General features: G+C 68.5%; 11 protein-coding genes, 1 pseudogene and 1 riboswitch. Of the genes and pseudogenes, 1 reads left to right on the forward strand and 11 read right to left on the reverse strand.

What is annotated here, in order from left to right:
• Positions 1-33: 33 nt before the first annotated feature.
• The 5 genes from AB0B96_RS11900 to AB0B96_RS11920 form a co-directional block, all read right to left on the reverse strand.
• The gene (locus AB0B96_RS11900; protein ID WP_362897973.1) at positions 34-984 is read right to left on the reverse strand and encodes a TIM barrel protein; all 951 of its coding nucleotides are present in this window, start codon (positions 982-984) and stop codon (positions 34-36) included.
• 394 nt (positions 985-1378) lie between these two features.
• On the reverse strand, positions 1379-3871 hold the full coding sequence (locus tag AB0B96_RS11905) for an ATP-dependent Clp protease ATP-binding subunit (RefSeq protein WP_350941525.1): 2493 nt from the start codon (positions 3869-3871) through the stop codon (positions 1379-1381).
• 279 nt (positions 3872-4150) lie between these two features.
• On the reverse strand, positions 4151-4483 hold the full coding sequence (locus AB0B96_RS11910) for an Lsr2 family protein (RefSeq protein ID WP_350941526.1): 333 nt from the start codon (positions 4481-4483) through the stop codon (positions 4151-4153).
• Positions 4484-5769: 1286 nt separating this feature from the next.
• Positions 5770-6867, reverse strand: coding sequence for an RDD family protein (locus tag AB0B96_RS11915; protein WP_362897976.1), 1098 nt, complete (start codon positions 6865-6867; stop codon positions 5770-5772).
• A gap of 228 nt (positions 6868-7095) precedes the next feature.
• The gene (locus tag AB0B96_RS11920; protein WP_362898294.1) at positions 7096-7647 is read right to left on the reverse strand and encodes an amino-acid N-acetyltransferase; all 552 of its coding nucleotides are present in this window, start codon (positions 7645-7647) and stop codon (positions 7096-7098) included.
• A gap of 461 nt (positions 7648-8108) precedes the next feature.
• A riboswitch (cyclic di-AMP (ydaO/yuaA leader) is annotated at positions 8109-8256 on the forward strand.
• A 5-nt stretch (positions 8257-8261) separates the two neighbouring features.
• Here AB0B96_RS11920 and AB0B96_RS11925 point away from each other — a divergent pair.
• On the forward strand, positions 8262-9311 hold the full coding sequence (locus AB0B96_RS11925) for an NlpC/P60 family protein (RefSeq protein ID WP_362897978.1): 1050 nt from the start codon (positions 8262-8264) through the stop codon (positions 9309-9311).
• Between the two features lie 77 nt (positions 9312-9388).
• Here the strand turns inward: AB0B96_RS11925 and AB0B96_RS11930 are convergent, their stop codons facing one another.
• The 6 genes and pseudogenes from AB0B96_RS11930 to AB0B96_RS11955 form a co-directional block, all read right to left on the reverse strand.
• The gene (locus AB0B96_RS11930; RefSeq protein WP_030905642.1) at positions 9389-9589 is read right to left on the reverse strand and encodes a LuxR C-terminal-related transcriptional regulator; all 201 of its coding nucleotides are present in this window, start codon (positions 9587-9589) and stop codon (positions 9389-9391) included.
• 775 nt (positions 9590-10364) lie between these two features.
• Complete coding sequence (lysX, locus tag AB0B96_RS11935) at positions 10365-11867, reverse strand: bifunctional lysylphosphatidylglycerol synthetase/lysine--tRNA ligase LysX (protein ID WP_350941529.1); 1503 nt, start codon at positions 11865-11867, stop codon at positions 10365-10367.
• 84 nt (positions 11868-11951) lie between these two features.
• A complete protein-coding gene (locus tag AB0B96_RS11940; RefSeq protein WP_350941530.1) occupies positions 11952-12734 on the reverse strand; it encodes a type III pantothenate kinase in 783 nt (260 codons plus the stop codon).
• A complete protein-coding gene (locus tag AB0B96_RS11945; protein WP_362897981.1) occupies positions 12734-15400 on the reverse strand; it encodes an L-aspartate oxidase in 2667 nt (888 codons plus the stop codon). Before AB0B96_RS11945 ends, AB0B96_RS11940 begins: the two co-directional genes overlap by 1 nt.
• Before the next feature lie 203 nt (positions 15401-15603).
• Positions 15604-16425, reverse strand: a pseudogene (gene panC / locus AB0B96_RS11950) (pantoate--beta-alanine ligase); the annotation flags it as partial.
• Positions 16426-16529: 104 nt separating this feature from the next.
• Positions 16530-17420 (reverse strand): DUF2520 domain-containing protein, encoded by an 891-nt coding sequence (locus AB0B96_RS11955; RefSeq protein WP_350941534.1) that lies wholly within the window; start codon positions 17418-17420, stop codon positions 16530-16532.
• Positions 17421-17477 lie beyond the last annotated feature (57 nt).

A 17477-nucleotide genomic window follows, 5' to 3' on the forward strand; every position in this document is an offset into this window, starting at 1 on the left:
AGCGAGGCTCGACGGGGCGTCGGGCCGGGAAGGTCAGGCGGCGAGGCGCAGACCGAGGGCGGTGAGGCTGGTGCGGGCCCAGTCGAGCTCCTCGGCGATCACGTTGACCAGGGCGCCGGGGCCCTTGCCCCGCAGGGGCACGGCCAGATCGTGGGTCTCCACCTCGATGTGGGCGGTGCCGTTCACCGCGCCGGAGAGCATCGCGGTGAGGGTGTCCTCCAGGACCGGGCGGGTGCTGGGCAGCTCCTGGCACGCGGCGGCCATGTGGTTGTGTACGTGGCCGAGCTTCACCACGGGGGCTCCGGTGTCCGCCAGGCCGCGCAGGGCGGCTCCCGGCTCCTCAGAGCCGCCCGCGAGATAGCAGGCGTCCAGGCAGATGCCCAGGTGCTCGGAGTCGATGCCGCCGACCCGGTCGAGGGCCTGCTTGGTGGTCTCCAGCACGCATCCGGGCCACGGCTCGAAACCGACTCTGATCGTCTTGCCGGTGACGCTGTACAGACCGCGCAGCTCGCGGGCGAGGCGCTCCATCCGTCGCGAGGCGATCGAGTGCAGGTCGGCGGGCCAGTCGCGGCGCCAGCCGATGGGGATGGTGGAGATGCTCCCGAAGCGGACGTCCTGCGGGAGCAGGAAGGCGAGGATCTTGGCCAGCGCCATCGTGTAGCGGTAACGCTCGGGCTTGGCCCAGTCGGGACCGGGGACCTCCTGGTTTCTGCCGCCGGTGCCGTTGAGGCTGACGACCTCCAGGCCGCGCTCCTCAAGGGATCGGCGCAGGCGCACCAGCTCGATCCTGTCGGAGGTGAGATGGTCGGCGACGCTCGGGGAGAGCCAGAGGCCGACCCCCATGCGCTCCACCCCGAGGCGCTTGCGCACCGGCACCGCGTACCGGGTGAGGTGCGCGATGAGGTTCTCCAGATCCTCGGCGGGGTGCACGCCCGCGTTGTAGGCCAGGTGAACGAGCGTCCCGTCCTCGTGCCGTAAACGCATGCGTGCCTCCAAAGCGTGCTTCCGTGTAAGCGTCCCCGATGACCCCCGCGCCGCTCGTCGACGGCGGCGCGAGCCGGAGCCCTCCCGGCCGGGAGTCCGGCCCGGTCGTCTGAAGCATCCCGCGCGGGCACCGATCTCCGCGTCACTCTCGGAGCTGATTCCTCGGTACGTCGCCGGGCTTACCTCGATACCGCTCTCACCGCAGCCGGTACTGCTTTCAGATCGTCCGGGTGAGAGTCACCGAACTCACTCTACAGAGTGTAGTACTACCTGTCGTGGCGAAATACCGTCTTAGATAACAAATGAGCAGACCCCGCCGTGAGTCTCCTCACGGCGGGGTCTGCTCATTTGGCCTGAATCAGGCCATGTCCGGCCTGCCCCGGTCCTGGATCGGCTACACGATGGCCGCGGCCGAGTCGGGGACCTGGGGAGACGGCGCGTTCTCACCGATGAAGGTGAACTTCGCGTTCTCCCCCTCGCCCTCGATCCCGATCTTCACGATCTGGCCGGGACGGAGCTCCCCGTACAGGATCTTCTCGGACAGGATGTCCTCCAGCTCGCGCTGGATCGTACGGCGGAGCGGACGGGCGCCCATCACGGGGTCGTAGCCACGGTCGGCCAGCAGCTGCTTGGCCTCCTGCGTGAGCTCCATCCCCATGTCGCGGTCCTTCAGACGCAGGCTCACCTGGGCCAGCATCAGGTCGACGATGCGGATGATCTCCTTCGGCGTGAGCTGGTGGAAGACCACGATGTCGTCGACACGGTTGAGGAACTCCGGCCGGAAGTGCTGCTTGAGCTCCTCCTGGACCTTCGACTTCATCCGGTCGTAGTTGGACTCGGCGTCGTTGTTCTTCGCGAAGCCGACGCCCTGACCCTTGGAGATGTCTCGGGTGCCGAGGTTCGTCGTCATGATGATGACGGTGTTCTTGAAGTCGACCACCCGGCCCTGGGCGTCGGTCAGGCGACCGTCCTCCAGGATCTGCAGCAGCGAGTTGAAGATGTCGGGGTGGGCCTTCTCGATCTCGTCGAACAGGACGACCGAGAACGGCTTGCGCCGCACCTTCTCCGTCAGCTGACCGCCCTCCTCGTATCCGACATAGCCGGGAGGCGAGCCGAAGAGACGGGAGACGGTGTGCTTCTCCATGAACTCCGACATGTCCAGCATGATCAGCGCGTCCTCGTCCCCGAACAGGAACTCGGCCAGCGCCTTGGACAGCTCGGTCTTACCGACACCGGACGGACCGGCGAAGATGAACGAGCCACCCGGACGGCGCGGGTCCTTCAGACCGGCGCGCGTACGGCGGATCGAGCGGGACAGACCCTTGATGGCGTCGTCCTGGCCGATGATCCGCTTGTGGAGCTCGTCCTCCATGCGGAGCAGTCGCTGGGACTCCTCCTCGGTGAGCTTGAAGACCGGGATGCCGGTGGCGGTCGCCAGGACCTCCGCGATGAGCTCCTCGGTGACCTCGGCGACGACGTCCATGTCGCCGGCCTTCCACTCCTTCTCACGGCGCTCGCGCTTGAGCTGGAGCTGCTTCTCCTGGTCACGCAGCGCGGCGGCCTTCTCGAAGTCCTGCGCGTCGATCGCGGACTCCTTGTCGCGCCGCACGTTGGCGATCTTCTCGTCGTACTCGCGGAGGTCCGGCGGCGCGGTCATGCGGCGGATGCGCATGCGCGAGCCGGCCTCGTCGATGAGGTCGATCGCCTTGTCCGGCAGGAACCGGTCGCTGATGTAGCGATCGGCCAGCTGCGCGGCGGCCACCAGGGCGCCGTCCGTGATGGAGACGCGGTGGTGTGCCTCGTAACGGTCGCGCAGGCCCTTGAGGATCTCGATCGTGTGGCTGAGGCTGGGCTCGGCCACCTGGATCGGCTGGAAGCGTCGCTCCAGCGCCGCGTCCTTCTCCAGGTGCTTGCGGTATTCGTCGAGGGTGGTGGCCCCGATGGTCTGCAGCTCGCCTCGGGCCAGCATCGGCTTCAGGATGCTGGCGGCGTCGATCGCGCCCTCGGCGGCACCCGCGCCGACGAGCGTGTGGAGCTCGTCGATGAACAGGATGATGTCGCCTCGGGTGCGGATCTCCTTGAGGACCTTCTTCAGCCGCTCCTCGAAGTCACCGCGGTAACGGGAACCCGCCACGAGGGCGCCCAGGTCGAGGGTGTAGAGCTGCTTGTCCTTGAGCGTCTCCGGCACCTCGCCCTTGACGATCTTCTGGGACAGGCCCTCCACGACGGCGGTCTTGCCGACGCCGGGCTCTCCCACCAGGACCGGGTTGTTCTTGGTCCTGCGGGACAGGACCTGCATGACCCGCTCGATCTCCTTCTCCCGGCCGATGACCGGGTCGAGCTTGCCCTCACGGGCGGCCTGCGTCAGGTTGCGGCCGAACTGGTCCAGCACAAGGGAGGTCGACGGTGCGGCCTCGGTCGGACCGCCCGCGGCGGCCGGCTCCTTGCCCTGGTAGCCGTGGAGCAACTGGATGACCTGCTGCCGGACCCGGTTGAGATCGGCTCCCAGCTTCACCAGCACCTGGGCGGCGACGCCCTCGCCCTCACGGATGAGGCCGAGCAGGATGTGCTCGGTGCCGATGTAGTTGTGTCCCAGTTGCAGGGCTTCGCGGAGCGACAGCTCAAGGACCTTCTTGGCACGCGGGGTGAACGGAATGTGCCCCGACGGCGCAGACTGACCCTGGCCGATGATCTCCTCGACCTGCTGACGCACACCTTCAAGACTGATGCCGAGGCTCTCCAGAGCCTTGGCGGCAACGCCTTCACCTTCATGGATCAAGCCAAGAAGAATGTGCTCCGTACCGATGTAGTTGTGGTTGAGCATCCGGGCCTCTTCTTGGGCCAGGACGACAACCCGCCGTGCGCGGTCGGTGAACCTCTCGAACATCTCGTCGCTCCTCACAGAGCGGTCAGGCAGGTCCGGGATATCCGAGCCCTGTCATCCCGCATGGTAGCCCCGACCCGGCGACCGCTCTATGCAGAAGACGTTCCCCGAGCGCAGGGCGTTCACCCTCCATCCAACTACTTATGGGGGGTGCGATGTTCCCGCTACGCCGCAAGCGAACGACGTTTGTCTTCCAGTAAAACGCATCATGCGGTCATGGCCGCCACCGGACCCCACCGTGACCGCCATAACCGCATGATTCACTCGATCTACTGAGCCGATCTAGTGAGCCTGCTCGTACTGCTCGACGATCTTCGAGGCGATCCGACCGCGCTCGCTGACATTGAGTCCGTGAGACTTCGCCCACGCCCGGATGTCGGCGCTCTTCTCTCGCGTGAGTGCCCGCGCTCCGCCTGCGCGGCGGCGGCGGGGAGCCAGGGCGCCGGAACGGCGGGCGCTCTGCACGAAAGGCGACAGGGAGTCGCGGAGCTTCTTCGCGTTAACGTCACTCAGGTCAATCTCATAGCTGGTGCCGTCAATCGCGAAGGCGACAGTCTCATTGGCCTCGCCCCCATCGAGGTCGTCGATGAGAATCTCCTGGATCTGCTTGGCCATCTACACAATCCTTTCGCGGAGTATTGTTTCATTCGCAAGCTAAACATATACCCGCGATCGAAGAGCGGCAATTCCAGGAGCTCGGCGATTCTCACAGGCAACCGAGACTCACCGGTCGAGCCTCCGGTGGATCAGCTCTTCTGCGACTCGGGGTCGGGCCGTTTTGCCGGACGTCGGCCGGCGGCTTCACTCCGAAGTAGCTTGACGACTCCGAAGATGAAGGCCCCGCCGACGACCGCCGGGGGTATCAACGCGGACAATACGTCGTACATTCGCCCTCGCTCCGCACCGTGGGTGGCTTTCTGGGGACCATGAAAATGTGGCGGCGGCTCTCCGGGCCTCGCGAGCGCACCCGATCGCTGGAACCGCCCATAGATGACCATAGCGCCACCGACCGGCGACACGCGCGCAGGGGCGACCATGCCGTCTTCCTCCAGCCTAATGCTTCTCTCCAGCTCTCTTACCGGTTGTGGTCGTAAAGGCACGAGGAAAAACCAGGTGGACGATCAGGTGATCATCATCGTCGCCGTAATACCAATGCCGCGCGGCTTCCGCGCCGCTGCGCCATCGACCTCCCGGCGACGAAGTCCCTGCTGAAGGGGGCTGTCCGCCGGGATGAACAACACCTTGCCATGGAGCCTGAGATCGCCGCCGACGACTTCATCGCGAGAATGCCCTCCGTCGACAGAACGCCCGGACGGGGAGCTGCTCGCTTCATCACCTCGGTGTGAACCGATGTGACACAAGTGTATGGAACAAGACGGATCTTCAACACTTTCTTGCCAAGAGTACGACCCACTCTGGCACGGAGTACATAGTCGTAGACCGTATAACCACCAAACACGATGCACTCCTCAGACAACCTCGCCAACACCGGGCGCCCCGATCCGGATCCGTAAGAAGGTCTTCACCGGCTGCCCCGAACACACGGCGGAAGGCGAAGAAGAGAATCCGACGCGAGGTCACCGAGGATGCCGGAGGCGCGCGGCGCCGACCATTCGGCGAGTAGTGCACGAACCCCCGACGGGGACGGATCCGGCATTGACCCCTCATAGGGCGCCCAGGGCGGACGTGAGCCCGTTGTGGGCAACGTACGCGAATATTCCGGCGAGCGGGTCGAGACTCGGTCATAACTTCCCCCGCGTTGCTCAGGGCGCGGCAAATGGTTTTGAGGCTTCCGCGCCCCGGCCCCCGAGACCCTTACGGACCCCTAAGGGCCCCCGTTTTCTCACCCGCGCACGAAAACGGGGCCGGCGGTTGAACCGCCGGCCCCGTTATTCAGGGGACTACTTGATCTTGACGACGACCGTCCCCGCCACCTTGTCGTGCAGGGCCTGCTGCAGCGGCTTGTCCCACAGCAGCCACAGGACGTTCACGAGGCTGAAGATGTTGAAGAGGAAGCCTACGAAGGGGATCCAGCTCAGGAACTGCGGGCCGAACATCACCCCGGCGCGCTTGACCGCCATGTCGGAGCCGAGCCCACCGGGCGGCAGGGCACTGCCGACCGGCACGACCTTGATGCCCATGACCATCTTGCCGACCGTCTGGCCGCCCCTGCTGAGCATGAGGAACTCGTAGGCCATGTAGATCGCCGCGCTGACCAACGCGATGAGGAGCCCGGCGAGGAAGGTCCCGCTCCCCTCCGTGATCGACGTGCCGTCGAAGGTGGGGGCGGTCACGAGCATCGCGGTCAGCACCAGGCTGATGATGACCCCCGGGATCGCCAGGATGATCCCGTCGACCAGCCTCGCCAGCAGACGCTGCCACCACTCCGCGAGCGGGGCGGGCGCCCCGGGAGGACCGCCGTACGGCTGGCCGTAGCCCTGCTGCCCGTAGCCGGGCTGCTGGCCGTAGCCCTGCTGGCCGTAGTCGGGCTGCTGGCCGTAACCCTGCTGGCCGTACTGCTGCCCGTAGTCCGGCTGCTGACCGTAGCCGGGCTGCTGGGCCCCCTGCTGGCCGTAGCCCGGCTGCTGGCCGTAAGCCTGCTGGCCGTAACCGGGCTGGGACTGCTGACCGTAGCCCGACTGCTCGTGGGACGCCTGCTGGCCGTAACCGGGCTGCTGCTGCCCGTACGACCCCGTCCCGCCCTGCTGGCCGTACCCGCCGGTCCCGCCCTGCTGGCCATAACTGGGCTGCTGGCCGTAACCCTGCTGCTGGGACTGCTGGCCGTAGCCGGGCTGCTGCTGCCCGTACGACCCCGTCCCGCCCTGCTGGCCGTAGCCCTGCTGCTGGGACTGCTGCCCGTAGTCGGGCTGCTGGCCGTAACCCTGCTGGCCGTAACCGGGCTGCTGGCCGTAGCCCTGCTGCCCGTAACCCTGGCCGTAGCCGGGCTGGCTCTGTCCTGGGCCGGTGTTCGGCTGTGAGGCCTCCGACCGATATCCCATGACCGTTACGTCGGGATCGAGTTCGCCAGCGGCTCGACCCGCGTTGTGCTGTCCGTAATCCGGGTGTCCCGACGGTGTGCGATCGCGGTCGGGATCATCCTGTGGATACGGCGGCTGTCCGGTGCTCACCGCGTCACCTCACTTAGACTGCGCATGTGGCAAATGTCAGACGCACATGCTTGCTGCTGCACAAGGTATCGACATAGGTATCGACAGTCACCTTTCCGATCAGTCAGCTCCAAAGTCATCACAGTCGGGCTCACGTGTCAGGTGGAGCAGCATCCGGGTGTTTCCCAAGGTGTTGGGCTTGACGTGCTCCAGATCGAGAAACTCCGCCACGCCCTCGTCGTAGGAGGCGAGAAGCTCCGCGTAGACCGCGGGAGCGACGGGCGTGCCCTGGATCTCGCGGAAACCGTGCCTGGCGAAGAAGTCGACCTCGAAGGTGAGGCAGAAGACCCGGCGCAGGCCCAGCTCCGCGGCCGTGCGAATGAGGGCGGAGACGATCCGGTGGCCGATTCCCATCCCGCGACGGGTCGGATCGACGGCCACGGTGCGGATCTCGGCAAGATCCTCCCAGAGGACGTGGAGAGCCCCGCAGCCGATGACCGCCCCCTCGGCGTCGGTGGCGACCCAGAACTCCTGAACGTCCTCGTACAGGGTGACGGTGGCCTTCTCCAGCAGGCGGGGGCCGACGCCGCCGTAGGTGTCGACGAGCCGCCTGATCGCGCGGACGTCCGGGGTCCGGGCACGACGGACCGAGACCTCGGCGGCCTTGGCGATCTCCGCGACCTCGGCCGCCGCGGGCAGGGGCGGGTCAGGCTCCGCCCCCTCGGGTCCCGCGCGTCGCTCCCCGCCGCCCGGGGTGCTCACGACCGGCACGGGAGAATGCTCAGCAAGCTGCTCCATGACCGTTCAGCGTACGTCCTCACCGGTCTTCAATTACGGCTCCTCCTTAACTCGCGGCACACCCCCCTCACATGACCGCCGGTAATCGCTTTACCACACTGGGCGCGCGGCATCTCACGTGTGCCACAACTCACCTTTGGTACGGTCCCGGACCTGGGAAGACCTTCCCCGCACCCCCCGCCGGGGAGGTAAAGGCAGCGTAATGGCCATGTTGATCATATTGACATGTGATCTTTCCGTGACACTTCAGTTGCGGAACCTCCACTGAATTCGCAGTTCTGGTTGAGCAGGAACCACGGGTGCACTAATCTCCGTGCTCGATGTCAGAGACGTAAAAGCCTGACCCGCCGAATCCCTCACCACGGGGAACCGGGGACCCACCACGTCCTTGGGGGTGAATCCGAGTGCCACCGGCGCACTCGGTAGGGCTGCCTCCGGCCCGAACCCGTCAGCTAACCCGGTAGGCGGCCGAGGAGAGGAGCCCGTTGGTGAAGCGCGAGCGCGACCGCGGAGGAAAGAACGCGGGCGACGACGCCCGCCGTCGAGAACGCGCGCCGCGCGGGCTGCGCCGCCGCATGGCGGTGATCGGCCTGGCATTCGCCACCCTCACTCTCGGCACACCGACGGTCGCGGCCACCGCCGACCCCGAACCCAGCCTCCAGCAGCTGGCCAAGCAGGCCGAGAAACTGCACGAGGAGATCGGCGTCCTCGCCGAGCGGTACAACGGCGAGCGGGTCAAGCTCAGGCAGGCCCAGCGGGCCGCGGAGAGCGCCGAGAAGATCCTCGCGTCGAGCGAGTCGGAGCTGGCCTCCCGTCGCACCAAGGCCACCCTCCTGGCGCAGAGCACCTACATGTCGGGCGGCCTGAACTCCGGACTCGCCTTCACACAGGCGACGGACCCCGACACCTTCCTCGATCAGGCCACCACCAACTACGCGCTCCAGCAGCAGCAGAGCGAGGAGGTCGCCCAGGTCGCCCGGGCGATCGAGGCCGCCGAGCGGGCGAAGGCCGGCGCCAAGGCGAGGACGTCGGAGGTCAAGAAGCTCCTGGCGGAGATCGACGGCAACCGGACCAAGATCGAGCGTCTGGTCGCGCGGGTCGAGAGCGACCTGTTCAGCGAGGTGCGTGCCAGGGCCGTCGGCAACAGGGGCGCCCGGGTGAAGACCAACGTGCCCATCGTGGGAAGCGGCAAGGCCGCGGAGGCGACCCGCTGGGCGCTCACCCAGCAGCTCAAGCCGTACGTCTGGGGCGCCGAGGGTCCCAACTCCTTCGACTGCTCCGGGCTGGTCATGTGGGCCTACCAGAAGGTCGGCATCAGCCTGCCGCACTACACCGGCGACCAGTGGACCGCCGGCACCCACGTCTCCAGGAAAGAGCTACGCCCCGGAGACCTGGTCTTCTTCTACAGCGACCTGCACCATGTCGGGATCTACATCGGCGCGGGCCTGATGGTCCACGCGCCCCGGACGGGTGACGTCGTCCACATCACCACGATCGACAACCGGCCCTTTGTCGGAGGCGTCCGCATCGCCGCCTGAGCGTGCCCCACCCCGCCCCCCTGCCCTGTCCGCACGCGTGCCCGGCCCGACCTGCCGGGCACGCGTGCGGTGCCGTGTCAGATCAGGCGACGGCGTGCGGCCCAGGCGACGGCCTCGATCGCCGTGGCGACACCGATGCGGTCGCAGATGCCTCTCAGCCTGCGCCTGACGGTCCGCCCGCTGATGTCGAGGCGACGCCCCACCCGATCGACCGTGACACCCTTGGCGAGCTCAGCCAGCAGCACGAGATCGTCATCGCTGAGACCGATATCGCTCATGCCCAGGGGGCTGTCGCCATGGCGTGAATCCACTTCTGGATATGCCATCAAGAGTCACTCCCCCCACTCTGGAAACCGGGTGCGAGACGCCGGAAATGAATACCGTCCGCCAGGAACGGTAAACGCCTTGTTCAAAGGTCGTCAAGTTCCGCTCTTCATAGCGCGCGTCCAGTATTGACATAGTAGGCGCTACATGAAGTACTCATGATATGTCAGTGCCTTTGCGGCTATGTCATGACCCATCCCGAGCACGAGCCGGCAGGTACCCCTGGCTGCGGTGATCGAAGTCCTGGCAGAACAAGGTTTCGCGGGAGCCCTCGCCCCGCCGGGCGCGCCGGAGCGGGTCCTCCGGAGATCCGGACTGCCCGCATTTCTCGGTAAAAACCGATCTCTTCCCGATAGTCTTCGGCGGCCATCACCATCCGCCACCTTGACGACACGCCGCGAAAAAGACGGAAATATAGGGGTCGAGGAAGCGGCTTCGCGGCATTCGTGAAGTATCACGCGGTGACGATGGGACGCGAAAGCGATATTGGACGTGCTGGAAATGGATTTCTGATCCGCACGGAAAGGCGTCCGGCATTATGGGGGACCATGGGCGCGACGACCGTTTCCAGCCCTCAGCTCTCGTCCCGTCCGTCCCGTCCGTCTCGTCGACGGCCCCGCGGCACTCACGGCGGTCTCACCGCGCCACCACATGAAAACGGCGCCGGCCCCGGGCGGTGCCCGGGGCCGACGCCACCACAAGATCCCTGCGTGCCGCCCTTCGCCGTGCTCAGGCGGTCGGCTTGACCAGCGGGAACAGGATGGTCTCGCGAATGTTCTTGCCGGTGAAGGCCATGATGAGACGGTCGATCCCGAGCCCCATGCCACCGGTGGGCGGCATCGCATATTCCAGGGCGGTGAGGAAATCCTCGTCAAGCTGCATGGCCTCCGCGTCGCCGCCCGCGGCGAGCAGGGACTGCTCGGTGAGGCGGCGGCGCTGCTCGACCGGGTCGTTCAGCTCCGAGTAACCGGTGCCCAGCTCGGTACCGAAGCCGATCAGGTCCCACTTCTCGGTGAGGAGGGGGTTGTCCCGGTGGTTGCGTGCCAGCGGGGAGGTCTCCAGCGGATAGTCCATGACGAACGTGGGCTGGATGAGCGTGTGCTCGACGAGGGCCTCGAAGATCTCCTGGACCAGCTTGCCCTGACCCCACTTGGCGTCCCAGTGGATCTCCCGCGCGTCCGCGAGCTTGCGGACGTGCTCCAGGGGCGTCTCGGTGGTGACCTCCTCGCCCAGCGCCTCGGAGACCGATCCGTACAGGGTGATCCGCGGCCACTTCGCCAGCCCGAGATCGACCTCCTGGCCCTGGTGGACGACGACGGAGTGGCCGAGGGCCGCCATCACGGCCTTCTGGATCATCCGCTGGGTCAGGTCGGCGATGTCGTTGTAGTCGAGATACGTGCCGTACGCCTCCAGCATCGTGAACTCGGGGTTGTGGGTGGAGTCGGCGCCCTCGTTGCGGAAGTTGCGGTTGATCTCGAAGACCTTCTCCAGGCCGCCGACCACCAGCCGCTTGAGGTAGAGCTCGATCGCGATCCGGAGGTAGAGCTCCATGTCGTACGCGTTGATGTGGGTCCTGAAGGGCCTGGCCGTGGCTCCGCCGTGGATCGGCTGAAGCATCGGCGTCTCGACCTCCAGGTAGCCCTCCTCGTGCCAGAAGTCGCGGACGGCCCGGACCACGGCGCTGCGGGTGTGGGCCATCTTCCTGGCCTCGTCGTTGACGATGAGGTCGACGTAGCGCTGACGGACCCGCGCCTCGGGGTCGGTGAGCCCGGCGTGCTTCTCCGGCATCGGGCGCAGGCACTTCGAGGTGATCGCCCAGCGGTCGGCGAGGATGGACAGCTCGCCCCTGCGGGAGGTGATGACCTCGCCCTCGATGCCCACGTGGTCACCGAGGTCGACGTCGCGCTTCCACGCGGCGAGGGACTCCTCGCCCACCCTGTCCAGGGAGACCATGATCTGGAGATCGCCTGAGCCGTCGCGGATGGTGGCGAAGCAGAGCTTGCCTCCGGTCCTGGACAGCATCACGCGGCCGGTGACACCCACTTTGTCGCCCGTCGCGGTGTCAGCGGAGAGATCGGCGTATTTCTGGCGGATCTCGGCGTTGGTCGCGGTGCGCGGGAAGTTCACCGGATAGGGGTCGACGTCCTCGGAACGGAGGCGGTCGAGCTTCTCCCGGCGTACGCGCATCTGCTCGGGCAGATCCTCGGCGGGGGTGGTCACGTCATCGGTCACAGTTCCAAAGGGTACCGATGCGGCGAACCCCGTGAGTTCCCCCCGTCCGGCACCGGGAGGGACTCTCCCGGTGCCCCGGCGTCCTCAGGGCGTGTTGCGGTGGTAGATCAGGCGCAGGCCGATCAGCGTGAGCCAGGGCTCGTGCATGTCGATCGAGCGGGCCTCGCTCACCACGAGCGGCGCCGCGCCGCCGGTGGCGACCACGGTGACGTCGTCGGGGTCGTCGGCGAGCTCCGCCGCCATCCGCTCGACGATCCCGTCGACCTGACCGGCGAAGCCGTAGATGATGCCGGCCTGAAGCGCCTCGACGGTGTTCTTCGCGATCACGGAGCGAGGACGGATCAGCTCCACCTTGTGGAGTTGCGCCCCCGCCGTGGCGAGCGCGTCCACCGAGATCTCGATGCCGGGGGCGGTCACCGCGCCGACGTACTCCCCCTTGGCGGAGACGGCGTCGAAGGAGGTCGCGGTGCCGAAGTCGACGATGACGCACGGCCCGCCGTACAGCTGGATCGCCGCCAGCGCGTTGACGATGCGGTCGCTGCCGACCTCCTTCGGGTTGTCCATCCGCACCGGCACCCCGGTGCGGACGCCCGGCTCGACGATCACCGCGTTCACGTCGCCGTAGTAGCGGCGGCACATCTCACGCATCTCGTTGAGCACCGAGGGGACGGTGGAACAGATCACGATGCCGTTGACGTCGGCGCCCTTGAGCAGCGGCGACTGCCCGAGCAGCCCCTGGAGCACGACGGCGATCTCGTCAGCCGTCCGCCGGGCGTCCGTGGCGATCCGCCAGTGCTCGATGACGTCCTCACCCTCGAAGAGTCCGAGAACGGTGTGAGTGTTGCCGACGTCGATGGCAAGCAGCATCAATTCCCCCGAAGGTCCAAGGCGATGTCCAGCGCCGGCGCCGAATGCGTGAGCGCGCCCACGGCAAGGTAGTCAACACCCGTTTCCGCCACGGCACGAGCGACCTGGAGGGTCAGTCCCCCGCTGGACTCCAGCCGCGCCCTGCCGTCCACCAGCCGTACGGCCCGCGCCAGCTCCTCGACGGTGAAATTGTCCAACAGGATCTCCTCCGCTCCCTCGGCCAGCACCGGCTCGATCTGGTCGATCCGATCGACCTCGACCTCGATCGGCAGGCCGGGAAAGGCGTCACGGACCGCCCGGAACGCCTCGGCGACCCCACCCGAGGCCACCACGTGATTGTCCTTGATCAGCGCGGCGTCCGAAAGTGACATGCGGTGATTGGTTCCGCCGCCGCACCGGACGGCGTACTTCTCCAGGGCCCGCAGTCCCGGCAGCGTCTTGCGGCTGTCCCTGATCCTGGCCCCGGTCCCCTCGACGGCCCGGACCCAGCGGCCGGTCAGGGTCGCGATGCCGGACAGGTGGGTGAGCAGGTTGAGCGCGGTGCGCTCGGCGGTCAGCAGGTCCCTGGTGGGACCGGTGACGGTCATCAGCACGTCGCCGACGGCGACGCGCTCGCCGTCCTTGACCCTGCGCTCGGTCACCAGGCGGCCCTGGCTGAGGTGGGAGAACGCGCCCTCGGCCACGGCCAGCCCTGCGACCACGCCGTCGGCGCGGGCCACCACGTCGGCGGTGGCGGTCTGGTCGGCGGGGATGGTGGCGACACTGGTGACGTCGCCCCCCTCCTGCAGGTCCTCGGCCGCGGCGGCCTCCAGGACCGCGGTCACCGCCCTCGGGTCCAGGCCCGCCTCGATGAGGTCGTTCTCCACCTGGGGCGGCAGCGCGCTCGCGCGCTGCCCGTGCGGTGCGTATGTCATGGCCAGCCCCTCCGCTGTCAGGGTGATGTCGAGGTGGCCCAGCCACCGGTCGTCGTTCCGCTCGGGAAAGTCCTCACGCCAGTGTGACCCCCGGGTCTCCTCGCGTTCGCGGGCGGCCGCCACGAGCGCGGAGGCGACCGTCAGCAGGTTGGTGGTCTCCCAGGACTCGGTGCACGGCTCGACCACCACCGGGGTCCACCTGAGGTTCAGCAGGGCCCTGGCGACCTCTCCCAGGGACTCCTGGCCGCGCAGCACGCTCGCTCCCCGGCTCATGTGCCCCTGGATCCTGCTCCGGGCCCTGGGGTCGATCAGGCCGGTGGGCCGGTCATCGGCGACCGGCCCACCCGTCACCGACTCGCCCACGACCGACCCACTCGCGGCCGGCTCGTCTTCGACCGGCCGCGTCGCGCTCCCGGCGCTCCCGGCGCTCCCGGCGCTCCCGGCGCTCCCGGCGCTCCCGGCGCTCCCGGCGCTCCCGGCGAGGACGGTACGCGCCTCGTGGATGTCGGCGGCGATGCGCCCGGCGAAGACCAGACCTTCCAGCAGGGAGTTGGAGGCGAGCCGGTTGGCGCCGTGCACACCGGTGCACGCGACCTCGCCGCACGCGTACAGGCCGGGCACACTGGTACGGCCGCGCAGGTCGGCGCGGACACCGCCGCTGGCGTAGTGGGCGGCGGGCGCGACGGGGATCAGCTGGGTGACCGGGTCGATGCCGTGTTCCAGGCAGACCGCGTGGATCGTCGGGAAGCGGGTGCGCCACTTCTCCTCGCCGAAGTGGCGGGCGTCGAGATAGACGTGGTCGGCGCCGGTGGCGCGCATCCGCCGCATGATCGCCTTCGCCACGACGTCGCGGGGGGCGAGGTCCGCGAGCTCGTGAACGTCGCGCATGAAGCGGGTGCCGTCCGCGTCGACCAGTACGGCCCCCTCGCCCCTCACCGCCTCGGAGATCAGCGGCTGCTGGCCGGTGGAGTGCTCGCCGAGCCAGAGGACGGTCGGGTGGAACTGGACGAACTCCAGGTCCCTGACGACGGCGCCCGCGCGCAGCGCGAGCGCCACTCCGTCGCCGGTGGAGACGAGGGGGTTGGTGGTGGCCGAGTAGACCTGCCCCATGCCTCCCGTGGCCAGCACCACGGCCCCCGCCGTGACCGCGCCCACCCCGTCGCGCTCACCCTCGCCCATGACGTGCAGGGTCACCCCCGCGGTGCGGCCCTCGGCGTCCTTGAGGAGGTCGAGGACGAGCGCGTGCTCGATCACCTCGATCCCCGACTCCCTCACGGCCTGGACGAGCGCCCTCTGCACCTCGGCCCCGGTGGCGTCGCCTCCCGCGTGCACGATGCGGTCGCGCCGGTGGCCGCCCTCCCTGGTGAGCTGGAGTGCCCCCGAGGCGTCGGTGTCGAACCGGGCGCCCATCGCGATCAGGCCGCGCAGCGCGTCGGGTCCCTCGGTCACCAGGGTGCGGACGGCCTCCTCGTCGCAGAGGCCCACTCCGGCGACGAGCGTGTCGGAGAGGTGTTCCTCGGGGGTGTCCCGCGGGTCGAGCACGGCGGCGATGCCGCCCTGTGCCCAGCGGGTCGATCCCGAGGACAGGACGTCCTTGGTGACGACGAGGACCTTCGCCCCGGGGTCGAGGGCGGCGGACCGCAGTGCCAGGGTGAGGCCGGCGATGCCGGAGCCCACCACGACCACGTCCGCCCGTACCGTCCAGCCCGGAGCGGGAGCGGTCAACCTCTGGGGAATGGCCGGGATGCTCATAGCCGCCTCCTCGCGGGGCTCGTTAGAGGCCGTTCATTTCGTCAGTGTGACGATAACGCCCCCCGCGAATCGGCTGTTCCCCGGGGTAGGACATTTCGCCCGAACGCCGAAATCATGGCAGCTCGGGGCCGTACACCCCGACGGAGGTCGAAACGGGAGCCCTCCTCCGCGACTCACGGGCCCCACCGCCGAACGGCCGCGGATCAGCGAATGTCGAGCGTGACGTTGTCGATCAACCTGGTGGACCCCACCCTCGCGGCCACCGCGAGGATCGCCTCACCCGTGTGGTCGTCGCCGACCTCCGCGAAGGTCGCCGGGTCGACCAGGACGAGGTAGTCGACCGCGAGCGACGGCTCGGCCTCCAGGACGGCGAGCGCGGCCCGGCGGATCTCCGCGGGCGCGCGCCGCCCGGCTCCCACTCCAAGGGTGCGGGTCGCGCCGTCACCGCGGTCGAGAGCCTGCCCGGCCCCGGCCTCAAGGGCGCGGGACAGGGCGAGGGCCGCCACCCGGTCGTCCCGCGACAGGTAGCGGTTGCGGCTGGACAGCGCCAGACCGTCCGGCTCGCGGACCGTGGGCCCCCCGACGATCGAGACCGGCAGGTTCAGGTCGGCGACCATCCTGCGGATCATCGCGAGCTGCTGGGCGTCCTTCTGCCCGAACACCGCCACGTCCGGCTGGACCAGGTTGAACAGCTTCAGCACCACGGTCAGCACGCCGTCGAGGTGGCCCGGCCTGAACTCCCCCTCGACGACCGAGCCCATCTCGCCCGCGGACACGCCGACCTGCCTGTCCGGCAGGTACATGTCCTCGGCCGAGGGGGCGAACACCACGCCCACCCCCTCGGCCGCGCAGGCTTCGAGGTCGGCGTCGAACGTACGGGGATAGCGGGAGTAGTCCTCGGTGGGCCCGAACTGGAGCGGGTTCACGAAGATGCTCACCGCCACGTGCGCGGCTCTCTCGCGGGCCAGCCGGATGAGCGAGCGGTGTCCCTCGTGCAGCGCGCCCATCGTCGGTACGAGTGCCAGCGCGCTTCCCCCGGAAAAGGCGCCCGCGCCGATCCCCAGGGTCTCGCGGGCCTTGAGCAGCCCCGCACGGTCGTCCGCCACGATCATTGGAACCTCCCGGGGGTTCAGGTCCATTTGTTGCCGCCGAGGGCGTCCAGAAGGCGCTCGGCGGCCTCGGGCTTGAGCAACCCGGCCGCCAGCGCCCGGTCGGCGGTGAGTCTGGCCAGCGCCACGTAGGCGTCCGCCGCCTCGGGGGCGGCGAGGATGAGCGCGTCCACGTGTCTGCGGACGGTCCCCGCGTCGCCGCGCACCACCGGGCCGGTCAGCCCCGCGATGCCGAGCCGCAGCACGTTCTCCAGGGCCGCGCCGAGCAGCGGGCCGAGCATCCTGCCCGGCTGCTCCACGCCGATCCTCTCCAGCAGTTCCGAGGACTCCGCGACGAGCGTCACCATGTGGTTGGCCGCCCCCGCCAGGGCCGCGTGGTAGAGCGGCCGGTCCTCGTCGGCGATCCAGACCGGCTCGCCCTCCATCTCGATGACGAGGGCCTCGGCCACCGGGCGAAGCGCGTCGGGAGCGGTCACCCCGTACGAGATCCCGGTGAGGCGGCGCAGGTCGTCGTCACGGCCGGTGAAGGTCATCACGGGGTGCAGCGCGAGCGGTAGCGCCCCGGCCTTGATCGCCGGGTTCAGCACGGCGAGGCCGTACGCGCCGCTGGTGTGCGCCACCAGCTTGCCGCGCAGGTCGGCGCCGGTCTCCACCAGGCCGGAGACCAGGTCCGGCAGTACGTCGTCGGGGACGGTGAGCAGGACGAGATCCGCGCCCGCCACCACGTCCTCGGGTCTCGCGGGGACGAGCCCGAGCCGCTCGACCGCCCGCTCCCTGGAGGCGTCGGAGACGCCGCTCGTCGCGACCACCCGGTGCCCCGCCCTGACGAGCGCGGCGCCGAGCGCCGAACCGACCTTGCCCGCTCCAACCACTCCGACGGCCAGCCGTGCCGGGCGATCGACTGCGTCCATGACGTCCCGTCCTTCGACCATGTGGGTTCCGTGCCCGATTGACCAGAGTAACGGGCC

Source organism: Streptosporangium sp. NPDC049046 (assembly GCF_040649155.1).
GTDB lineage: Bacteria > Actinomycetota > Actinomycetes > Streptosporangiales > Streptosporangiaceae > Streptosporangium.